The 20,612-nt window shown below is 43.2% G+C and carries 20 protein-coding genes; 4 read left to right on the top strand and 16 right to left on the bottom strand.

What is annotated here, in order from left to right; genetic code table 11:
• The first annotated feature begins 99 nt into the window (after positions 1–99).
• The gene (locus NSQ99_RS22250) at positions 100–1,101 is read left to right on the top strand and encodes a metal-dependent hydrolase (protein WP_340839141.1); all 1,002 of its coding nucleotides are present in this window, start codon (positions 100–102) and stop codon (positions 1,099–1,101) included.
• Positions 1,102–1,188: 87 nt separating this feature from the next.
• On the opposite strand, the gene NSQ99_RS22245 is transcribed toward NSQ99_RS22250, so the two are convergent.
• Positions 1,189–1,401 carry an alpha/beta-type small acid-soluble spore protein gene (locus tag NSQ99_RS22245; RefSeq protein ID WP_251669851.1) on the bottom strand — a complete coding sequence of 71 codons (213 nt, stop codon included), beginning with the start codon at positions 1,399–1,401 and terminating at the stop codon, positions 1,189–1,191.
• A 119-nt stretch (positions 1,402–1,520) separates the two neighbouring features.
• On the opposite strand from NSQ99_RS22245, the gene NSQ99_RS22240 reads away from it, so the two are divergent.
• Complete coding sequence (locus NSQ99_RS22240; protein WP_251669852.1) at positions 1,521–1,715, top strand: hypothetical protein; 195 nt, start codon at positions 1,521–1,523, stop codon at positions 1,713–1,715.
• On the opposite strand, the gene NSQ99_RS22235 is transcribed toward NSQ99_RS22240, so the two are convergent.
• Positions 1,703–2,110, bottom strand: a complete 408-nt coding sequence (locus NSQ99_RS22235) for an O-methyltransferase (RefSeq protein ID WP_251669854.1) — start codon at positions 2,108–2,110, stop codon at positions 1,703–1,705. The two genes, NSQ99_RS22240 and NSQ99_RS22235, sit on opposite strands and share 13 nt — an antisense overlap.
• 241 nt (positions 2,111–2,351) lie before the next feature.
• On the opposite strand from NSQ99_RS22235, the gene NSQ99_RS22230 reads away from it, so the two are divergent.
• Positions 2,352–3,623, top strand: coding sequence for a methyl-accepting chemotaxis protein (locus NSQ99_RS22230; protein WP_251669856.1), 1,272 nt, complete (start codon positions 2,352–2,354; stop codon positions 3,621–3,623).
• Positions 3,624–3,748: 125 nt separating this feature from the next.
• Here NSQ99_RS22230 and NSQ99_RS22225 read toward each other — a convergent pair whose 3' ends face one another.
• A complete protein-coding gene (locus tag NSQ99_RS22225; protein WP_340839140.1) occupies positions 3,749–4,690 on the bottom strand; it encodes a CAP domain-containing protein in 942 nt (313 codons plus the stop codon).
• Positions 4,691–4,940: 250 nt separating this feature from the next.
• Between NSQ99_RS22225 and NSQ99_RS22220 the strand changes: the two genes are divergently transcribed.
• The gene (locus tag NSQ99_RS22220; RefSeq protein ID WP_340839139.1) at positions 4,941–5,333 is read left to right on the top strand and encodes a VOC family protein; all 393 of its coding nucleotides are present in this window, start codon (positions 4,941–4,943) and stop codon (positions 5,331–5,333) included.
• Between the two features lie 131 nt (positions 5,334–5,464).
• Here NSQ99_RS22220 and ltrA read toward each other — a convergent pair whose 3' ends face one another.
• The 13 genes from ltrA to yicI all read right to left on the bottom strand — a co-directional run bounded on the left by ltrA (position 5,465) and on the right by yicI (position 20,590).
• On the bottom strand, positions 5,465–6,727 hold the full coding sequence (gene ltrA, locus NSQ99_RS22215; protein ID WP_340839138.1) for a group II intron reverse transcriptase/maturase: 1,263 nt from the start codon (positions 6,725–6,727) through the stop codon (positions 5,465–5,467).
• A gap of 163 nt (positions 6,728–6,890) precedes the next feature.
• Positions 6,891–7,064 (bottom strand): hypothetical protein, encoded by a 174-nt coding sequence (locus NSQ99_RS22210; RefSeq protein ID WP_251671621.1) that lies wholly within the window; start codon positions 7,062–7,064, stop codon positions 6,891–6,893.
• A gap of 266 nt (positions 7,065–7,330) precedes the next feature.
• On the bottom strand, positions 7,331–7,981 hold the full coding sequence (locus NSQ99_RS22205; protein WP_251669862.1) for a DUF4386 domain-containing protein: 651 nt from the start codon (positions 7,979–7,981) through the stop codon (positions 7,331–7,333).
• An 86-nt stretch (positions 7,982–8,067) separates the two neighbouring features.
• Entirely contained in the window at positions 8,068–10,440 is a 2,373-nt protein-coding gene (locus NSQ99_RS22200) for a LuxR C-terminal-related transcriptional regulator (RefSeq protein ID WP_340839137.1), read from the bottom strand.
• Between the two features lie 45 nt (positions 10,441–10,485).
• A complete protein-coding gene (locus NSQ99_RS22195) occupies positions 10,486–11,208 on the bottom strand; it encodes a DUF4386 domain-containing protein (protein WP_340839136.1) in 723 nt (240 codons plus the stop codon).
• A 33-nt stretch (positions 11,209–11,241) separates the two neighbouring features.
• Complete coding sequence (locus NSQ99_RS22190) at positions 11,242–11,466, bottom strand: helix-turn-helix transcriptional regulator (RefSeq protein ID WP_251669868.1); 225 nt, start codon at positions 11,464–11,466, stop codon at positions 11,242–11,244.
• Position 11,467: 1 nt separating this feature from the next.
• Positions 11,468–11,911: a hypothetical protein gene (locus tag NSQ99_RS22185; protein WP_251669870.1), complete on the bottom strand. Its 444-nt coding sequence runs from the start codon at positions 11,909–11,911 to the stop codon at positions 11,468–11,470.
• 306 nt (positions 11,912–12,217) lie between these two features.
• On the bottom strand, positions 12,218–14,023 hold the full coding sequence (locus NSQ99_RS22180) for a family 43 glycosylhydrolase (RefSeq protein WP_340839135.1): 1,806 nt from the start codon (positions 14,021–14,023) through the stop codon (positions 12,218–12,220).
• 25 nt (positions 14,024–14,048) lie between these two features.
• Positions 14,049–14,978 (bottom strand): glycoside hydrolase family 43 protein, encoded by a 930-nt coding sequence (locus tag NSQ99_RS22175; protein ID WP_340839134.1) that lies wholly within the window; start codon positions 14,976–14,978, stop codon positions 14,049–14,051.
• A gap of 138 nt (positions 14,979–15,116) precedes the next feature.
• Positions 15,117–16,142 (bottom strand): Gfo/Idh/MocA family protein, encoded by a 1,026-nt coding sequence (locus NSQ99_RS22170; protein ID WP_340839133.1) that lies wholly within the window; start codon positions 16,140–16,142, stop codon positions 15,117–15,119.
• 27 nt (positions 16,143–16,169) lie between these two features.
• Complete coding sequence (locus NSQ99_RS22165) at positions 16,170–16,949, bottom strand: sugar phosphate isomerase/epimerase family protein (RefSeq protein ID WP_251669879.1); 780 nt, start codon at positions 16,947–16,949, stop codon at positions 16,170–16,172.
• Positions 16,950–17,070: 121 nt separating this feature from the next.
• Positions 17,071–18,114, bottom strand: a complete 1,044-nt coding sequence (locus NSQ99_RS22160; RefSeq protein WP_340839132.1) for an AbrB family transcriptional regulator — start codon at positions 18,112–18,114, stop codon at positions 17,071–17,073.
• A 154-nt stretch (positions 18,115–18,268) separates the two neighbouring features.
• Positions 18,269–20,590 carry an alpha-xylosidase gene (gene yicI, locus NSQ99_RS22155; protein ID WP_340839131.1) on the bottom strand — a complete coding sequence of 774 codons (2,322 nt, stop codon included), beginning with the start codon at positions 20,588–20,590 and terminating at the stop codon, positions 18,269–18,271.
• Positions 20,591–20,612: the final 22 nt, after the last annotated feature.

Raw genomic sequence — 20,612 nt, 5'->3', positions numbered from 1 at the left:
TTTTCATGTTTTCAGGCAGCGTTATGCTTTATTGAATGATTATGGAGTGGTAAGCTTGGTTAATACTGATGAGGACATTATTGATTAGGAGGCTACTCAGTGGATTCTGCATCACATTTTGTAATTGGCGTCGGCTTAGCAGGCTTGTCGCAGCTTGATCCTCTCGTTCAAACCGATCCTGCATTATCAACCGTAGTAATGATTGGAGTAATTGCTGGTTCACAAGCTCCAGACTTTGACACCATTTCACGGCTAAAAAATAATGAAACCTATATTCGTCAGCATCGAGGCTTTTCACATTCGATTCCTGCTATTATGTTTTGGACAGTTATACTTACAGCTCTATTGTACTTATTTGTTCCAAAACCTTCTGGCCTTCTTCACTTATTAGGCTGGATATTTCTCGCAGTGAGCTTACATGTGTTTATGGACTTGTTTAATACTTATGGTACACAAGCATTGAGACCTTTTTCGAAAAAATGGATCTCATGGAACATTATCCATATCTTTGATCCATTTATTTTTATAACACATGTTATTGCAGTGCTTTTATGGATTACTGGAATGGCAGAGCCTGTCGTTGTTTTCCCTTCGCTATATGCTTGTCTGTTCCTATATTATGTAGCGAGAACGATCTATCATCGATGGATTGACGTAACCGTCTCACGGAAAATGTCTCTGCCAGATGATGACACATTAACGGTTATGCCAACCGTTCGCTTTCGCTATTGGCACCTCATGCTAAAGCGAGCTGATGGAAGCTACGAGCTAGGCAGCTACATTAAAGGCCAAATCAATTGGCTTGAGACTGTTTCTTCTGATGAACATCCATTAATCGAGCAATCAAAATCACACCCATCTGTTGCGGCACTGCTTGATTTTTCCTATCATACAGTCGCCAACGTAACGACCCATGATTGGGGTACAGAAGTACGCTGGTGCGATGCCAGGTATCGCTATCGTAAGCAGTATCCATTCGTAGCCATCGTATTTTATAATCATCAACAGCAGCCTATCGCTTCATATGTGGGCTGGCTGAATGATCGTAAGCTGTATAAGCGTTTGTATCAGGAGGCTAAGCTCAATCTTTCTCCATCTTAGCTGTCATTGATCAAACGTAGTAAATAGATATAATAAAAAGAGCTCAAGGTTTCCCTTGAGCTCTCACTTAATAATGTGGTAAAAATATTAACGTTGACCGCCGGACAGTTGTTGTTCTGCGATTTGAACTAGCTTTTTAGTAATATATCCACCGACAGATCCTGCTTCACGAGTCGTTAGGTTACCGTTATATCCTTCTGGAGATAGTTGAACACCCAACTCCTGAGCAGCTTCCATTTTCATTTGGTTCAAAGCTTGTTGTGCTTGTGGAACGATTAATTGATTGCTTCTGTTTGCCATGATGTAAGTCTCCTTTCGACCTCTTCGCATAATTTCATTTGCAAGCTTGCAAACATATTATGTGCACGAAAACAATTACTATACACGATGAATTCATTTTTTTTAAGGAGAAATTAAAAATGCCTAAATATTTAGCTTTGATTTTTGCAACGATTGGAATATTGTTTTTAAGTGCAATGTCGATTTCAATTGCTCACAGTATGGTTTGGGTAATGATTTGGGGATTGTTAGCGGTTGCTACAATAGGGGTGGGGTTTGTGGTTCGTAAACGTTACAATAAGAGGAATGTAAAGCCTGAATCTCAAGAGGAATAGTCAATTAAGCTTTTACGCGGACTAAAAGTGGTCATGCTATTATTCCAAGTCGACATATTGTAATTGGACTCATATAACACGCTTGCCGACCATCCCTTTCGGTTAGGTCTAACAGAGAAGTCATATAATATTTCACCGTGAGTCCAATTACGCTTCAGCTTCAAGGCCTCAATCGCTAAGCTGCGAAAGCTTTCCACCTGATCTCTCGTTAACCCTTCTTGCTCTGCTTCGATTTCATTGTTCTTTAGGTAAATGGGATGATGCTTTACCCCAAATTTACCAATCGTGTTATTACGGATTTGTAGTAATACAGTCCCAGCGCATGCTCCTGTCAGCTCATTCTCTAGCTGCCTGAAAACAAAATCGATTTGTCTTGCTAATGAAATTTCCTTCATCAAAAAGCTCCTTTCTTCACTAATTTATGTCGGTATGTATCAAATATAGCGAATATTCTACGTTAATTCACCGCAATTTTTTCCGTAAACCACGTATAAAATACCCGTAACCACGCAATGCAACTGTATCTCACGCAGTATTTCCTTATAATTCAATAAGAATTATTACCCATTTCTATCATAGACCGAACTAAAAAGTGGTGCTATAATATGGATAATATCGAAAAAGGAGCGCTTTCATATGGAGAAAATAACGCAATGGTTTAATTCATTATCCGTAAAAAGCAAGATTATGTTTGTTACATACACCAATCTTTCCATTTTGACAATTTTTGCGCTAGTGTTTTCTTTCATTGTTGGTGAATATACTACTCCAATCATTATCATTGCTGCAGTTGCTTATGGTATCGCTTACCCAATCGTTCTTGTTACAGAACATGCAATCACGGCTTCCTTTCATGAAATTCAAAGTGCTGCCAATCGTATATCTAAAGGGGATTTTACGCAAACCATCGATACTGACGCGACAAATGCAGGTGAATTAGGTCATACATTCAACAGCATGGTTCAAAAGCTAAGAGAACTTTTATCTGAAACAATGAACATTACAAAGCATGTATCGGAAACGAGCCGTAGCATTTTCGAAAAAAATAATAGCATTAAACAAACGATGGAGCAGGTCGCAGTTTCGGCAAACGAGCTTGCAACTGGTGCTAATGTCATCTCTGAGGATGTTTCTGGGATGACCGAGTCGATTAACGAAATCGAACAAAAGGTTTCTAATTATGCAGTAGCAACGAAAGAAATGAACGTACGCTCAGAACAGACGATAGAGCTTGTTAATCGCGGTAGAATTGCTCTAGAGAATCAAAGTGAGGGCATGAGCAGAAATATAGAAGCAACAGAGCAAGTGGCGAGCACGATCAAGGAGCTGGCAGAAAACGCAAAAGGTATTAGTGCGATGACGAAGGCGATTTCTGAGATCGCTGAGCAAACGAATCTGTTATCCTTGAATGCTTCCATCGAAGCTGCTCGTGCAGGTGAGCACGGCCGAGGCTTTGCCGTTGTTGCTCAGGAGGTTAGAAAGCTTGCTGAAGAATCTACGTCCTCCACGAAAGAGGTATTCAATCTTGTTAAGAGCATAGATAAAGGGATTCAGAACACAATTGAGAATATGAAGCTTAATGAAGAAGTTGTTAGTATGCAAGCGGAGCATATTCGTCAGACAGAAGAAATCTTCAATCAGATCGTTGAAAGTATTCAATTTATCGGAGAGCAAATTTATCAATTTTCACAAGAAAGTGATAATATGCTGGAGAGCGCTAAGCATATTTCATCTGCCATTCAAAACATCTCTGCCATTACAGAGCAATCTGCGGCAGGAACTGAGCAAGTATCTGCATCCATGAACGAACAAATTCCATCCGTACAAGCAGTCGTTGAAGAAACAGAAAAGATGTTAAATATGGCAACTCAGCTTCAACGGACAATCCAAGTATTTAAATTAAAATAATATGCTTCAAAATATGTAATAAAGGGCCTGTCCAAAAAGTCATTCGATTGACTTTGGGCAGGCCCTACTTTATTTAGCTTATTAATTTAATATGGGGTAAAGTAATGTTCAATCAGTGCTTATACTTAGCCAATAAAGAGTTGTACCCATTTACCTTGAACATAGCCTACACCAAGCTTTGTGTAATTAGCATTTAAGATATTCGCACGGTGTCCTGGGCTGTTCATCCAATCGTTCATTACTTGCTCTTCAGATGTTTGTCCATAAGCAATATTTTCACCTGCAGTACGATAAGAAACGCCAAATTCACTTAACATGTCAAAAGGAGATCCGTAAGTCGGTGAAGTATGGCTGAAGTAGTTATTTACTGCCATATCACGTGCCTTCTCTGTCGCTACTTCATTAAGCTTCGTATCTAGCTCAAGCGCAGAAAGTCCTGCTGCTGCTCTTTCTTTGTTAACAAGAGAAAGGATTTCCTGCTGAGCTTCCGTAGCAACGACTGGGTTGGTGCTAGGTTTTGCTGTCGGAGCTTGAGTAGGCTGTGCAGTCGGTGCTGCTGTTGGTGCCTTTGTTGGCTGTGCAGTCGGTGCTGCTGTTGGTGCCTTTGTTGGTTGTGCAGTCGGTGCTGCTGTTGGTGCTTTTGTTGGCTGTGCAGTCGGTGCTGCTGTTGGTGCCTTCGTTGGCTGTGCAGTCGGTGCCGCTGTTGGTGCCTTCGTTGGCTGTGCAGTCGGTGCCGCTGTTGGTGCCTTTGTTGGCTGTGCAGTCGGTGCCGCTGTTGGTGCCTTCGTTGGCTGTGCAGTTGGTGCTGCTGGCTGAGCGTGCTCTAGAGAAAACTGTCCACTTAAGAAATAAAGCTTCCATGGACCTAATTGTACAGTCATTTTTGATTCTTTCGAGAATAAACCTAGCTTCTCATTGATTTTTTGAATAATTAGAGATTGTTGTGGGAAGCTAAACGTATCTTCCTTTTTTGCTTGACTATTTGCAGAAACAGTTAAACCTGAAGTTGCAATAAGTGTTGTAGCTGCAAGTACAGCCACACCTCGCTTGAATGTATTCTTCTTCATAAGTACCTCCTAGAATATGTTAGTAATTTTCTATCAGCTTTGAATGCCGACATTAGCCTTAGGCATTGGTACCGAACTACCTACATTTTCATCCTAGCAAAGCAAAATTCACTTAGCATGCAATAAAATTTACCAATATAAAAATGAAAGCGCTTAACTTATTGGCTGGCTTGTATTATTAAAATACATTCATCTATAATAAACCTGTGAATTAGAACTCAATTAAACCAACTTAGGAGCTGAAAGCTACGTGAAGAACGTTATGCCTTTTTTAATGTTTGAAGGAACTGCAGAGGAAGCTATGAATTTTTACACTTCTGTGATTGAGGATTCAGCTATAACAAGCATTACTCGTTACGGACCAAATGAAAATGGAACCGAAGGCAGTGTGATGCAAGCAACGTTTACATTAAAAGGACAATCATTTATGTGCATTGACAGCAATGTAAAACATCAATTCACATTTACGCCTTCCTTCTCTATCTTCGTCGTATGCGATACAGAAGAAGAATTAGAGCAGCTTTATACGCAGTTATCTTCTGGCGGAAAGCTACTTATGCCGATGGACAACTATGGTTTTAGTAAAAAATTTGCTTGGGTGAACGATAAATTCGGGGTATCTTGGCAATTGAACCTGCCATAGAATACGTAGGTACCGAGAGTCAAATTTATAGACTAACAGCTTGATATCCCTTCTCAAGCCTAATCGAGTAGGAGGGGGCGGCTAGCCCCGTCCTCTCACACCACCGTGCATACCGTTCGGTACACGGCGGTTCATGTCATATTCCGCAAGTGATTATATCTGTCCGTTAAACTTCTCAGTCCAAGAGATGACCAATATTGGTTGTCTAGTGACCGATGAAGAATCGGGCTACATGCAATTCTCCAGTATTTCTTCCTCGAATTTCCCCATTCATGTGCCTTTTGTTTCGAAACGCCTAACGACAGCAGTTTTCTGACCTTTGTCTTCGGCTGCTTCCATTCTTTCCATATACACATTCGAAGCCTTCTTCTTATCCATTCGTCCAACCCTTGGAACACACTTTTCGTATCGGCTAATGCATAATAACCGCACCAACCTGTAAGATATTGATTGAGTTCCTTTATTCGTAGTTCGATCGGGATTGGCTTACTCCGAGAGGTGATCACTTTGATCTTTGCTTTCACTCGATCTAGTGATGGCTTTGCGATCTTTATTCGCGGATTTTTCTTCTCCCAGCTGAACGTGAACCCTAGAAACTTGCGCTTCCATGGACGGGCAACCGCACTTTTCTCTCGGTTAACCTTCAATTTCAGTTTTCCTTCGATGAATGCAGTAATGGAGCTCATCACTCGTTGTCCTGCCTTCCACGTTTTCACGTAGATGTTGCAGTCGTCGGCATATCTCACGAAACGGAGGTTCCTCTTTTCCAGTTCCTTATCCAGCTCGTCTAGGACGATATTCGATAATAACGGACTAAGTGGACCTCCTTGCGGGGCTCCTTCCGTTGTCGATTGAACGAGACCACCTTCCATTACTCCCGCTTGCAGATAGCCGCGAATAAGTTTCAGCACCATTTTGTCTGTCACTCGTTCCGCCAGCTTTGCCATTAAGCGGTCGTGATGGATTCGGTCGAAGAATTTTTCCATGTCGATGTCTACCACAATGCGATATCCCTCTTCCATGTAGCTTCGCGCTTTCCTTACTGCATCATGCCCTCGCCGTTGTGGGCGAAATCCATAACTTTGCTCGGAAAACGTTGGGTCAAATACAGGCGTTAATACTTGGATGATTGCTTGCTGAATGAGGCGATCTGTCACCGTAGGTATGCCTAAGAGCCGAGTTCCACCGTTCGGTTTCGGGATTTCGACCCGACGGACTGGACTCGGTTCATAGGCTCCTTTCTTTATGCTTTCACGAATGGTTTGCCAATGTTGTACGAGGTGTCTGCGTAAATCTTTTACCGACATGCCATCTACGCCGTGGCTTCCTTTATTCGCTTCGACCCTCGCTAGCGCCGATAGCATATTTTCTCGTGACAGTATTTCTTCGATCATCCTTAGATACAACTCCCTTGCGTGAATGATTCTTTCTCTTTGTGCCGCTGATGAGCTCTGCCCTTCCGAGTACCCTCGCGTATTCACCGCTACTTTCCTCAGATAAGTCCTTTCGGATTGTCTGCTTTCATCGCCCATCCTCGAACGCCAAGATTCTTCATTCCTATTCCATGTTCGGTCCTTCCGCTAGCTGTTGCAACAGCCTGCGTACTATGACCTCTGCTGACTTCTGTACGTTCAGCTCGCCCTCGTGGGCAAGGTTACGAAGTTCACTTCGCATTCCGCACAGATCTCCCCAGGTAAGAACGCTATCTTCCTCTCCATCTATCTGCTTCATTTACTCTCGTACGCCTTCGGCAGTATGGACTTCAGTTTGTGCGGCAACTTCATCCAACGTACGCTAGCCTTGTATGAAGTTCGTGTCCCTCAGACCGGAGATTTGCCGCTGGCTTCCTTCAGATTCCATCTCGCGATGGACACCCTTGCCTTAAGCTATGGCTACTACTGCCTTCACCATTCGGGACTTGAACCCTAGAGATAGCGCCCATGCTGGGCACACTGCACGTAAAGAGGCCCAATCCTCAAGATCGGGCCTCTTCGATTTCACTTATTGAATCCTTTAACAATTAGCCAGATGGGAAAACCAATCTCAAATATTCCACCAGGAATAAATAAAACAATTCCCGGGTCAACTCCAATGATCGATAAGCAGCTGCTAGCGAAAAGCGAAGCATAACCGACAATCCCTAGCAAGGATAGAGGTCGTGGAATCAGTTTCTTTCGATACATCAAGTAACAGATCATTACACTTCCTATGCCAAGAGCGAGCATTGCCAATTCAAAAGTCATCTCTTGACCTTTAATAAGCAATTCTCCGATGACGGAATAGCTTTCCCAATTCGTACCATCCGCTGTATTAAAGGTCTCACTTAAAGTTAGTAGAACGAGTGGGCTGATTATCCCTACGATAAGAAGTACCGACTCTATAATTCTTGAGCTTAAATAGCCAATCGCGATCGATTCCTTGTGATGTCTCAACAATGGAAATAATAGCATGGCTATACCTACAACTACAGCGGAATTCATAAACTCAAGTAACAGACCAATATAAATTTCAGTACGATTCGAGTAGATATGAGACAAATAATCAGAAGAAGTAAGATTAGCTTCGATCAGCGTGCTACCGATCATATACGATGCAGTTGCAATCAGGAATAAAACGCCGATTATCCTCTCATTCGTTCTAGTGATCACTATGCATTCTCCTTTCAACTATGGATCTACTTTCAGCATATCCGTAGTGGAAAAAGATGAATAGACACTAAAGTGTTGAGTTCGATTTATTCAATCCAGCCTAGCTTGCGGGCGGTCGCAACCGCTTCTGTACGTCGTTCTACGTGTAGCTTGGCAAAAATACGTCTATTGTGACCCTTCACTGTATCGAGCGCTAAATATAGCCTATCTCCAATCTCTTGATTCGAGTATCCGAGAGCAATCAGCTGCAGTACTTCAAGCTCTCGTGTCGTTAAAGGCTCGATATAATCTGGTACATTTCTTTTATAAAGTAACGCTATTTTTTCAAACTCTTCAATATCTGCTAACCGGTTCAAGAGTCTATGTGCGCGAACATATTTTTTGATAGCGTCAATGTAATCCATTGCGTCTGAAGCCCCCTGCTGTAATAGCGTAATTCGAGCAATCATAAGTTTACACGAAACAATCATATCCTTGTTATCTGCTTGTTTCGCCAATTGAAGGCTCTTCTGTACATATTTCATCGAGGATTCTTGATCGTCCCATGCATAACTAATTCTTGCCAAACCTATATATGCTTCACATATCGCAGCCAAAGGCTTATCACCGTGCTCTAGCAATGCTCTGCTATAGTACTGCTCTGCACTATGTAGTTGTCCTTCCTGTTCTTCTAAATTTCCGAGGCCAACATAGGCTTGCACTTCAATGATATTGCCTCCTATTTTACGGCTAACGGTCAGTACCTCGATGAAAGCTTGTTTCGCCTCCACAAGATTGTTGCGATGCTGGTGAGCATCACCAAGCAGCCAAAGTGCCGTAATACGCACTGGCAGCAAGCTAGAATCAAGATACTTTAGAGCAAGACCGCATTGTGCAATTACGATATCTACTTGATGATTGTCCCGCTTGTTTTTGTTATGTGCAGGAACAATTTGTCCAACAAGCTCATTCGTTTTGTCAATGGAATCCGTCGAAAGTAGTTCATCTTCTGCTACGATCAGCCTCAATTCAGGCGGTCCAGAGCTCGCAATAGCCGCAACTGCTGCGCGCGTAGTTGCGATTATACCTAGCAAGTTATTAACGCTTGCATCCATATTAATTACCGCCAATGCAGCCTCTGCTGCCAGCAGCTTAGATTCAACCTCTGTTGGTCTGCCAGCCATCAGTAGTGCCGAAGCATACATCACCCATAACGACGGCCTTGCATTCAATTCCTTCTCCGGTAAAGACTCTAGCCAGTTCAGCACAGGCGTAACCTCACCTTGAAGATGCAGCGGCATACCGTTCCCTTCGACGAGACGAGCAGCCCTTTCTATATCATTAGCAGCTACCGCGTGACGGAAGGCTTCTAGGTTAAGACCATTCTTCTCATACCATACGCTTGCACGATGATGCATTAAAGCAACATCCTCCAGCTCTCCCAACCGAGCCCGCTTCTGTAGCTGACGAGTGAGCAATTCTGCAAAAAGATGATGATATCGATACCATTGTTGTTCATTATCCAACGCAACAATAAATAGATTAGCGTTTTCGAGCTTCAGCAGTACCTCTTCTCCCGAGACAGAGCTTTGCTCAAGCATCACGGCATCACATAGCGATCCGCAAAATCGATCAAGAATCGAAGTATATAGTAAAAACTTCTGCATAGATTCTGTTTGTCTAAGCAATACCTCATTGAAGAGATAATCGAGCAGAACATGTTGATTAACTAAAGATAATGGCGGCATTGGTTCTGAATGCTCAGCTTGTTGATCATCCTGCATGGAAAGAGCAGCCATTTGCAGCCCTGCAATCCATCCTTCCGTACGTTTTTCAAGCATAGCTACGGATTCCATAGACAGATTTAATTTCATCATATCATTCAAATAAGAGGCTATCTCCTCATCATTAAATCGCAAATCCATGACGCCGATGTCATTGACTTCGTTCTTAACCCGCATGGTCGTCAAATATAATTCTGGTTCTTCACGTGTTAGGATCACAATATGCAAGTTCGAGGGCATATGCTCTAGCAGCATGGATACGGCGTCATGAATAGACTTAGAGTGAATCACATGGTAATCATCAAGTACGAGTACGATAGGTATTGCTAGTCGCGATATATCATTGATTAGAACTGAGATTATAGAAGGGAGCGGTGGTGACTGAGGAGATTGGAGTAAATCTGTGACATGCCATTCGTGAAAAGATATATGGTTACGCAATGCTGCAACAAGGTAAGATAAAAAGCTAGCAATATCATTATCTCTTTCATCTAGTGAAAGCCATGCCACTTGACGATCACATTTGCTAAGCCAATCGCTTACTAATGTAGTTTTCCCATACCCTGTAGAAGCCGATATCAAGGTTAATTTTCGTTGCAGCCCTTGATCAAGCAGACCATTCAAACGTTGGCGTATTACTGTATCAGGTCTAAGCCTAGGGACATTAAGCTTCGTAGCGATTAGAGGTGCTACCATTACTTCACCCGCTTCACGATTAATAGTAATGACTTCCTGGGTGAATTATATCATCTTTCCAGCAGATATTTGCTTATTATTGTTAACTCTGAATGCGGTAGTGTTAAAGCCTTTAATAATGAGCCAAACGGCAAGGATCATTTCATTAGCCGCTACTGGAAGTGCCAGCATAACCCCCCACACTGAAATCTGTGAAATAACACCAAACATCTCTAACAAGGCTGCAATGAATACAAGCGACGCCCCTGTCATGCCTAGAATCGGAATAAATTTTGGGACAAGTCCTGATTTGTAGAAAATATAACTGTATAGCATCGTATTAATGCCGAGCATAAAGTTTGGACCAAGCATAAATGTCCATTCATGAATTGCTTTTAATAGTACCCCCGTAGCTTCCAATGAACTAGTATCTGTGACAATACCTGACGTATACGCCCGACTTAAGGATAGAAGGGAAAGCACACTAATAATACCGATTAAAATGATAACAGCCTCAAGAAATCTAAAGCATACATGCCCAAGAGCTAAGCTTTCATTGTATTTCCTTAACAACGGAAACATCGTAATTGAAGTGCCGATTGCCGAACAGACAAGAACAAGCTCCATTATGGCTCCCCATACGACCTGATTGTCATGTGCTGAACCATCTACGAAATAGCTTGGGCTGTTTAGAATCGGGTCGTACAATAATAGGCCAACGATAGCCGAAACCGCAGCAAGTATGAAGAAGAACCCTACCATTTTTGAAGCCGTATTGCTCGTATACATATTGTTGCCTCCTTTGTTTTCAAGAGCCATTACTTACTCCTTAGCACTGTCCTCGTAAAAAAACACTTCCTCTAGAGGCAAATTGAACACTCGAGCAATGCGAAAGGCCAATTCCAGAGATGGGGAATAGTTTCCCTTCTCAAGCGCCACGATTGTTTGTCTTGTTACGCCCACCAAGTCGGCCAATTGCTGCTGCGTCATTTCGTCCTGATTAAATCGTAATCTTCTAATATGATTTCCAACAAGGTGTTTACCCATCTTAGACTCCTTTCCTGTAGTAATAAAGCTTCATAACAGAACCGATCACGTCAGAGATGAACCCTGCGATAATGAGGATGATAAACATCGTCTGCAGCTGCTCATTCATAACCAGTGTTCCCATCGCTAGTAGAAAGCCGATGATAAACATAAAAAACGAGATTCGATTGGCCTTCATCTCAATCAGTTTATCGAGCTCATCCGCAAATGTCGGTTCCTTCTCACCAGTTGTCATCCTAAAAATGATGTTAAAAATAATACTAATGATGATGTGCGCGATGATCGTTACCACGGTTAAGATTAGGACAAATGACCCCCAATAACGTAAAGCTTCTGAAGATAGTTCCCCCCCTGGATATTTCGGATACATGTACAAGCAATAGACTACGAAAATAAGGATTGAGCTGAACATTGATACAATACTTTTCTTTTCTTGATACGTCATGCACCATTCCACCTTTACAAGGTTAATAAGTAAATTCTGTTATACAAAATGTAATATATTCCATACACTATGTCAAGTTTATTTTACACATTGTATGATTTTCTTTACATACGATCGTGAACATAAATTAGTAAATGAATGAAAAGGAGCCCTTGCGGGCGAATTCAAGCGATCGATAAAGTTGAGCTAAACGAAAAAAACGACCTCAGTGGGTCGTTTTTCGTCCTATAGTGAGTTCAAGGCTAAGTTCGTGTTAACAGTAAAATTCCGTCAGGCTCTTGTGATCTCATATGCTGTAGTCACCATCTAAAGCGTTATCGGCTGCATTAGACCATCCTCACCAAAGGTAATGCGGTCAATACAAACCTCGCGATGATAGCCTTTTCCTTCTGTAAAGCGAGATAAAGGCGTGACAAATCGATGATACGCCATCCAGTATTCATCCTTGCCAGGCTCTTGCATAATCGAATGGTGACCGGTACCAAGCATACCTTTTTCAGCGTTCTTCATGAGCACTGGGTAATGATAGGTAACTGGACCATAGAGGTGCTTCGACGTACCGTAGTTAACATGATAATTCTCACTGCCTGTATCGTCGCAGGACCATGTAAAATGATACAAGCCTCCTCGCTTAAGAACCGTAACGGCCTCTCTGAAATCATGTAGACCTTCTATATTAGCCATCGTTTCCTCAACGACACTGACCATATCGCTGCCTAGCTGCACGATAGCACCATCTCCATTGCCAAACAATAGATAGGAGGTGCCATCTTCCTCCCTATAAACTGCTGGATCAATCGTTTGACCCATCTTAATCGATAGACGCTTCATCTGCTCCATCGTAAGAAGCGGCTCAGGCATAGCAGTAAATGGACCGATAGGCGCCGGTGCAACAGCAACACCAATCGCGCTCACGCCGTTAGCCATTTTCCCACAGAAATAAAAATAGTAGCTCCCGTTCTTCTCAGCAATGGCAGGCGCCCATGCGTTGCCCACTGCCCATGGAACGTCAGGTGACAGTAAATCTACAATGACACCTTCATCCTTCCATATACGGAGGTCATCTGATGAAAATACATGAAACTCAGTGCCTGACCAGCCAGTAAAGCCATCAGATGTCGGATACAGATAGTAGCGGTCTCCAAACTTCGCAAGGTCTGGATCGGCATATTGACCGGGCAGCACCTGATGTCCATCGCCATATGCGGCTAGCAGCTGCGCACACTCGTCAATCGTAATCGGAATGACACTGCCGTGCCGTTTTTTGCTCGCCCCAAGATCAAAATCACCTTCCTTCACGACCCGGAATTCACCACTGTCCAAATCCGTCGTCAGCAGTGGAAGATACCCTTTGCCTTCTGCAAAGCGATCGATAATTAAACACCATTCCTCACGATCGTTAAGCTTGAAGATTTGTGGCCCTTCAACACCATATATTTTCTCTAAATTCGGAGCAGTTACAGCAGTGAACGCTTCTTTATGTAAGCTATTACCTTTTTCAAGCGTAATATTTTTCGTAGTCTCATCCTTGGATAATCGATAATAGCTTCCTTCGTGGGCAATGATCGTCGTGTCAATAATATGATTATCTCGCTCGATATATAGCTCTGCGTTGCTAAAATGAACAAAGTCTTTCGTTCGTGCACTATATATTTTGTGCTTACGCTCTGAGCCATCTAAGCCTTCCGTCGCTGACGCCCAGAATACAAGAAAATCTTGTGCCTCTTCATCATAGATCGCTTCGGGTGCCCACACACAGCCAGCTCCATCGATTCCAACCGTAACAGCCCAAGGCTTAGACCAATTGACCAAATCAGCGGACTTCCATACGATAATGTCTCTGCTGCCCTCGGTTACTGCAGCCCCCCAGCCTTTGCCACTAGCGATTCGCAGATCTGTAGCAATGATATAAAAATGATGATCTAGCGGCGAGCGAATAATGAATGGGTCTCTTACCCCTTTTTCACCTAAATCAGAGCGTAGCACTGGCTGACCACCGTTAAGGTCCTTCCAATGTAAGCCATCCTCACTATAAGAAAAATACACTTGCTCCCCATCTGGTTGCTCTCCAATAAAATGTGCGAGCAAATAACCACCATAAATCGTAGACATCGCCAATATCCCTCCAGTGTACAAATTAGATGAACTTTCCTGGATAACCGAAGTAAGGTGTGCCATCCGCATTCCAAGTAAATGCTTGAGCTCTTGCGTGGCGGTTAGGATCAAACAGCGGCTCACCGTCAATTTCCTTATAAGGCCGAGCATGATAAATGAGAATATCCTTGCTGCCATCAAGAGTCGTTGTAAAGCTATTATGACCTGGTCCATATTGCTGTGTCTCTTTATGTGAACGGAATACTGGCCCTTCTGCTTTGATCCATGAATCTGGATGAAGCAGATCACTTGAAGCATCTGCAGATATGATGCCCATCGCATAGTTATGATCTGTAGCGCTTGCTGAATATGTAATAAAGATTTTACCGTTGCGCTGAAGTACAGCAGGCCCTTCTACAACATTGTGGCCGATTCTTTCCCATGGCTGATCTGGTTTTACGATCAGGACTTGCTTGCTTTGAAGGGTCCATGGATTGCTCATCTGAGCGATGTACAAATTAGTGCCTCTACCCATCGAAGCGTCTTCCTGAGCCCATACTAGATATCGGTTACCACCAGCCTCAAAGGTCGTAGCGTCTAAGGAGAAGGACTCCCAATCAGTCGTCACCTGCCCCTTTTCTACCCACTCCCCTTGTAAAGGATTCGCTGATGCATTCTCTAGTACATATATTCTTTGCGCAAATATTGCGTCAGAATGGCCTGCTGCAAAGTAGACATACCATTTATTATCGATATAATGAAGCTCAGGCGCCCATACTAAGCCACCCATGACACCGCTTTCATGTTTTAGCCATATATCTACGGGCTCAGCATCCTTTAGGCCCTCTAAGCTACTTGATCTTCGCAGCTCAATGCGATCATACTCAGGTACAGAAGCTGTGAAATAGTAGTAGCCATCCGTGTGCAGGTATACCCAAGGATCAGCTCGCTGCTCAACAATAATATTGCTCATGCTCTATTTCCTCCTCTCTTTCTTAACTTTATTCTAAACTGAAACCGATTTCATTTCAATAAAATTGTATTTATTCAATAAAAAGAAAGCCAGTATAGAGGGATCGTCTCCTCCATACTGGCTCTAAATTCACGTATATTATTCGGTAACTTTAATTACTTTTCCTGTTTCTTGTGAAGCGAATGCATCAAGAATAACTTTAAGTGATGCTCTTCCTTCTTCACCCGTAACCGCAGGTACTGTATCGTTAACGATCGATTCTACAAATTTATCGATAACAAAGCTAGAAAGCTGCTTTTCGTTCGTAGAAATTTCTCCGGTTTGATATTTATTAACTGTACCATCACGAAGCTCAACGATAACCTGGTCGACTGGATCTGTACCGATGCGCATTACTCCGTTTTCACACCATAGCATTGTGCTGTTGTCCTCACCTTTGTAGTAAGTCCAGCTTGCTACAAGTGTACCGATCGCACCTGATTTCATGCGAAGAATACAGGATGCGTTATCATCACTTTCAGTGTCCTTCTTATCTAGTGTTCCAACGAATGCAGCAACCTCAGATACTTCATCATCAAGCATCCAACGGATAAGGTCTGACTTATGAACACCTAGATCGCCCATTGCGCCCATAATTGCTTCTTCTTTACGGAAGAACCAGCTATCTGCACCGTCGATACTCCATGCATCAGGACCAGGATGGCCAAAGGATGTACGGAATGTAAGCACTTTGCCAAGTACACCAGTTTTAAGAATTTCTTTTGCTTTTTCGTGAGGAGGCATAAAGCGTTGGTTATGTCCTACCATAAGCTTTACGTTGTTCGCTTTAGCAGCTTCAATCATTGCTGCAGCTTCTTCATCAGTTACAGCCATTGGCTTTTCAACAAGCACATGTGCTCCAGCTTTAGCTGCTTCGATGGATTGCTCAGCATGCAAGTAGTTCGGCGTACATACGCTTACTGCATCTGGCTTTACCTCTGCAAGCATTTCCTTATAATCGGCGTATGCTTTGCCACCAAGCTCCTTCGCATAGTGCTCTGCACGCTCAATAATAGGGTCAACGAAAGCGACTAGCTCAACATTCGGATTTTCAACATATTCAGGAATATGACGATATTTTGCGATAGATCCACAACCAATTACTGCAACTCTAATTTTAGACATTCAATACTCTCTCCTTTAGTACGATTATTAAAATTGGTTTAAGTAGTGCTTTTTAAGCCAGTTCATGCTTGTTGCAACGGATTCAAGCGGTGGATTCGTGCAAGAATCCTGCTCTACTATAATCCACTCTACATCGGCATCAGAAGCGGCCTTAACAATAGCCTCTAGTGGCAAATCGCCTTCTCCAAGCTCGACGGTATCAATTGTTTTCTCTGGGTCGCGGCTTTCCTTTAAGTAATCCTTCAGATGAAGCAGCGGCAGGCGTCCAGCATATTTTTGAATATATGCAACTGGATCAATACCGGAGAACTGTACCCAGCCAATATCCATCTCAACCTTTAGATCTTCTGCTGGTACACGCTCAAACAATGCTTCGAATACCATCTGACCATCGATTCGCGTACTGAATTCAAAATCATGATTATGGTACATTAGCTCGATTCCTTGCTCTGTACATGCTTTACCAATGGCAGCCAGATCAACAAGATGCTGCTGCCATGCTTCTACACTGCGAAGCTCTTCAGGAAGCCAAGGGCATATTGCATATTTGGAGCCAATCGTTTTCAAGTAATCAATCTCAGCCTGCAGGTTATCCTTTAAGCTGCTAAGCTGAATATGACAGCCAATTGCTTTTAGTCCAAGCTCATCAAGCAGCTCCTTCATGCGTGCTGCCGGAATATCACCATAATGGAAAAATTCTACACCCTCATAGCCTAATCCTGCCACATGACGCAGCGTACCTTCAAAATCTTCTGCTAATTGATCGCGAAGTGTATAAAGCTGTACACCAATATTCATTCTCTTCATTGTACACGCGCTCCTTATATTTCATGTTTATGTTGGATTTTGCTTTACTTGATATAAGTATAGCGCATACATCTGCAGAAAAACATTAATCGAATTAGCATAAACTTATGCGATCTTGTCATTATGATAGATCAGTAGCTTTTCGCGTCACTTTATTAGCAGCCCATTGCAGCAGTGGAAATACAATAAAATAAATAAAGAGCAATCGGAATAGTTGAAATAACGTAACAAAAGCCGGATCCGCTTTCATTGCGGTTGCTATTAAGCTCATTTGATCCATCCCGCCCGCTGCAGTACTTAAAAAGCTCGTTATCATATCAACCTGCGCAAGCTGTGCGAGTACAATCGAGCAGCCATAGCTAAATAATAATAGGATTATCGCGCTAATAAGTCCCATCATAATGACCTTCCAGGGGAGCTTAATCATGTCTGGCTTTAGCATAAGTCCAATATATGCTCCTATAGAAAGCTGAGCAGCATGCAGCATCGAATCAGGAATCGCTGGTGGCTGAACTCCGAAAGCATTAATGACAATGCCTACAACAACCGGTGCTAAAAAATAGGCAACAGGCAGCTTAAGCAGCTTACCTAGCGGAACGGAAGCAAAAGCGAGCAGCACATACAGTGCAATTTTCCAAAACGGTTCTTCCGGGTGGTGTACAGCATCGGGCAGCAATTGACCGCTAACGATAAAGGGTACGATGCTGACAATGGAGAGTACCCTGATGACTTGAAAATATGTAACAGTGCCAAGGTCTATGCCCTTATGCTCCTCTGCAAACGTAACAGACTGCGATAATCCACCCGGTATGCTAGAGGTTAATGCAGTCATAAAAGACATTCCTGTTAGCTTTTGTGTAACGAATGCGAGCAATATACAAAATAATAGCAGTACAATATTGAGCATCAGCATCAAGAGCAAATAATTTCCGATATTCAAAAATATTGATCTGGTAAAGGCTTCACCTATTGCAGCTCCTAGCAGCACTAATCCGCAGTTACGAAGCCAGCTAGGCCATACCCAGCTCGTTTTTGTTCGAATCGTAAGCTGAGCTAGCATGACTGAAAATATAGGTCCAAGCAGCCACGGCATCGGCAAATGAAGCAGCTGAAACAAGAGGACGCCAACTGAAGCTGAACCAAGCACCTTTATTATGGGGAGCAATTTCTCGCCACATCCTTTAGTTAAATATAGCGCTTAGGCGCTTTACCAGTATACCAGTTATCACTCTTTATGTTCCATACTTTGTCTATATGAAATAAAGCTCCAGATACCAGCATTGCCGGCATCTGAAGCTCATAAAAATTAATATTTACACTTAAGCTAGCTCGATTGTAAAGCTTGCATCGCCGACAGCACCAAGGCTAATAACGCCTTCCTCTACTTTTGCGTCAACGCCTGTAACTGCTTTAGCCGCTGCTTCACCTTTCACTGCTACAGAGAATGGTTTGCTTGCGCCTTTTACAGCTACAGTGATCGCATTCCCGCTACGAGAAGCTTCAACTGTCAATGAAACATTACCCTTCGCGTCGCGTACAACTGTGCTTGCTTGTGCACCATCCTGCAAGTTATGCAGTTGTAGCTGAACACCGTCAGCAAAATCATAATCAGGACGATCATTAACAGCCCCAATTGCAAGAATGCTGTTCTGACGAACGAATAACGGTAGACTCATGAAGTCGTAGGTTTCTGTTCTCCATACACCACCATCAACCGTTTCCCCAGTTAATAGATGGTTCCATTTACCTGCAGGCAAGTAGTACGTTACTTCGCCTTCTTCAGTAAAGATAGGAGCAACTAGCAAGGAATCACCAAGCATATATTGACGATCCAATTGCTCAACGGCAGGATCACCGTGGAATTCTAATACCATCGCACGCATAGATGGAATACCTTGCTCATGTGCTTGAACAGCAGTGTTGTACAAGTATGGCATTAGTGAGCTTTTTAGCTTCGTAAACTTACGAGTTACATCAACTGCCTCTTGGTCATAATCCCAAGGCACACGATAAGATTTGGAACCGTGTAGACGGCTGTGGCTGGATAGCAAGCCGAACTGCAGCCAACGCTTGAACACATGGCTTGGCGCTGTATTCTCGAAGCCGCCAATATCATGACTCCAGAAGCCGAAGCCAGACAAGCCTAGTGATAAACCGCCGCGAAGGCTTTCTGCCATTGATTCATAGTCCGCGTAGCAGTCTCCACCCCAGTGTACTGGGAATTGCTGACCGCCAGCTGTTGCTGAACGAGCAAATACGGCTGCTTCATTTTTACCAAGCTTCTCTTCCAGCACTTCGAATACAACTTTGTTATATAGCTGTGTATAGTAGTTGTGCATTTTATATGGATCAGAGCCGTCAAAGTAAACAACGTCTGTCGGGATACGCTCACCGAAGTCTGTTTTGAAGCTATCAACGCCCATATCTACTAGCTCACGCAGGTAAGATGCATACCACTCACAAGCTGCAGGGTTTGTGAAGTCTACAAGCGCCATGCCAGGCTGCCATAGATCCCATTGCCATACGTCGCCATTAGGCTTTTTAACAAGATATCCGTTCGCTTTACCTTCCTCGAACAAGCGAGAGCGTTGAGCGATGTATGGGTTAATCCATACACAAATTTTCAATCCGCGCTCCTTCAAGCGTGCAAGCATGCCTTCTGGGTCAGGGAATACAGACTCATCCCATTTGAAATCCGTCCAATGGAACTCCTTCATCCAGAAGCAGTCGAAGTGGAATACATGAAGCGGAAGATCACGCTCTACCATGCCGTCTACGAAGGAATTTACCGTTTGCTCATCGTAGTTTGTTGTGAACGATGTGCTCAGCCATAGACCAAATGTCCAAGCTGGTGGCAATGCTGGGCGACCTGTTAGCTGTGTATAGCGATCAAGTACACCTTTCATGTCTGGACCATCGATAATGAAGTATTCAAGCGATTCGCCTTCTACGCTGAATTGAACCTTCTTCACCTTCTCTGAAGCAACCTCTAAGGAAACTAGCTCAGGCTGGTTAACAAATACGCCGTAGCCTTTGTTCGTAATATAGAATGGGATGTTTTTATACGTTTGCTCAGAGCTCGTACCGCCATCCTCGTTCCAAATATCGACCGTTTGTCCATTCTTCACGAATGCAGTAAAGCGCTCGCCTAGACCATATACCCATTCGCCAACACCAAGATCAAGCTCTTCGCGTACGTACGCCTTATGCTTGCCTTCTTTAATGTAAGCCATAGATTTTTGCTGACTGCCTGTGATGCGCTTGCCATTGCGTAAGAAGTCAACCTTCCACTCAGGACCTTTTGCAATTCGTACGCTTAGATTGCCGCTTGTCAGCATCGCATACTCATCTGTCTCCTCGATAACTGCATGACTTTCAGCAGATTTGGATAGCTCAAAGTTAGGACCAACATCACGAACACCCGCATGATGAATAATTTTAACGCCAATGACACCTGGAAGCGGAGAGTGAAATTGAATCGTAAGCAGCATCGTATCTAGCATATTTGCACGTGTTACGATCGGACGTGGAGCAGCGTAAGCTGTAAGCACTCCATCCTTTTCATAAAAATCATGTGCTTGTACTGCGCCTTGAACATTGAACTGCTCATGGATTAACCAGTTTCCGTTTTGAAATTTCATAGGATCTGCACAACCTTTCTAT

The organism is Paenibacillus sp. FSL W7-1287 (genome assembly GCF_038004245.1).
GTDB lineage: Bacteria > Bacillota > Bacilli > Paenibacillales > Paenibacillaceae > Pristimantibacillus > Pristimantibacillus camelliae.
The sequence above is the reverse complement of the archived record's forward strand: the minus strand, read 5'-3'. Positions and strand labels throughout refer to the sequence as shown.

Bases quoted from the DNA above. Each gene is read 5' to 3' on its own strand.
- NSQ99_RS22245 (WP_251669851.1), bottom strand. From the start codon at position 1,401: ATGGCAAACAGAAGCAATCAATTAATCGTTCCACAAGCACAACAAGCT.
- NSQ99_RS22240 (WP_251669852.1), top strand. From the start codon at position 1,521: ATGCCTAAATATTTAGCTTTGATTTTTGCAACGATTGGAATATTGTTT.
- NSQ99_RS22235 (WP_251669854.1), bottom strand. From the start codon at position 2,110: ATGAAGGAAATTTCATTAGCAAGACAAATCGATTTTGTTTTCAGGCAG.
- NSQ99_RS22230 (WP_251669856.1), top strand. From the start codon at position 2,352: ATGGAGAAAATAACGCAATGGTTTAATTCATTATCCGTAAAAAGCAAG.
- NSQ99_RS22225 (WP_340839140.1), bottom strand. From the start codon at position 4,690: ATGAAGAAGAATACATTCAAGCGAGGTGTGGCTGTACTTGCAGCTACA.
- ltrA (WP_340839138.1), bottom strand. From the start codon at position 6,727: ATGATCGAAGAAATACTGTCACGAGAAAATATGCTATCGGCGCTAGCG.
- NSQ99_RS22210 (WP_251671621.1), bottom strand. From the start codon at position 7,064: ATGAAGCAGATAGATGGAGAGGAAGATAGCGTTCTTACCTGGGGAGAT.
- NSQ99_RS22200 (WP_340839137.1), bottom strand. From the start codon at position 10,440: ATGGTAGCACCTCTAATCGCTACGAAGCTTAATGTCCCTAGGCTTAGA.
- NSQ99_RS22195 (WP_340839136.1), bottom strand. From the start codon at position 11,208: ATGTATACGAGCAATACGGCTTCAAAAATGGTAGGGTTCTTCTTCATA.
- NSQ99_RS22190 (WP_251669868.1), bottom strand. From the start codon at position 11,466: ATGGGTAAACACCTTGTTGGAAATCATATTAGAAGATTACGATTTAAT.
- NSQ99_RS22185 (WP_251669870.1), bottom strand. From the start codon at position 11,911: ATGACGTATCAAGAAAAGAAAAGTATTGTATCAATGTTCAGCTCAATC.
- NSQ99_RS22180 (WP_340839135.1), bottom strand. From the start codon at position 14,023: ATGTCTACGATTTATGGTGGTTATTTGCTCGCACATTTTATTGGAGAG.
- NSQ99_RS22175 (WP_340839134.1), bottom strand. From the start codon at position 14,978: ATGAGCAATATTATTGTTGAGCAGCGAGCTGATCCTTGGGTATACCTG.
- NSQ99_RS22170 (WP_340839133.1), bottom strand. From the start codon at position 16,142: ATGTCTAAAATTAGAGTTGCAGTAATTGGTTGTGGATCTATCGCAAAA.
- NSQ99_RS22165 (WP_251669879.1), bottom strand. From the start codon at position 16,949: ATGAAGAGAATGAATATTGGTGTACAGCTTTATACACTTCGCGATCAA.
- yicI (WP_340839131.1), bottom strand. From the start codon at position 20,590: ATGAAATTTCAAAACGGAAACTGGTTAATCCATGAGCAGTTCAATGTT.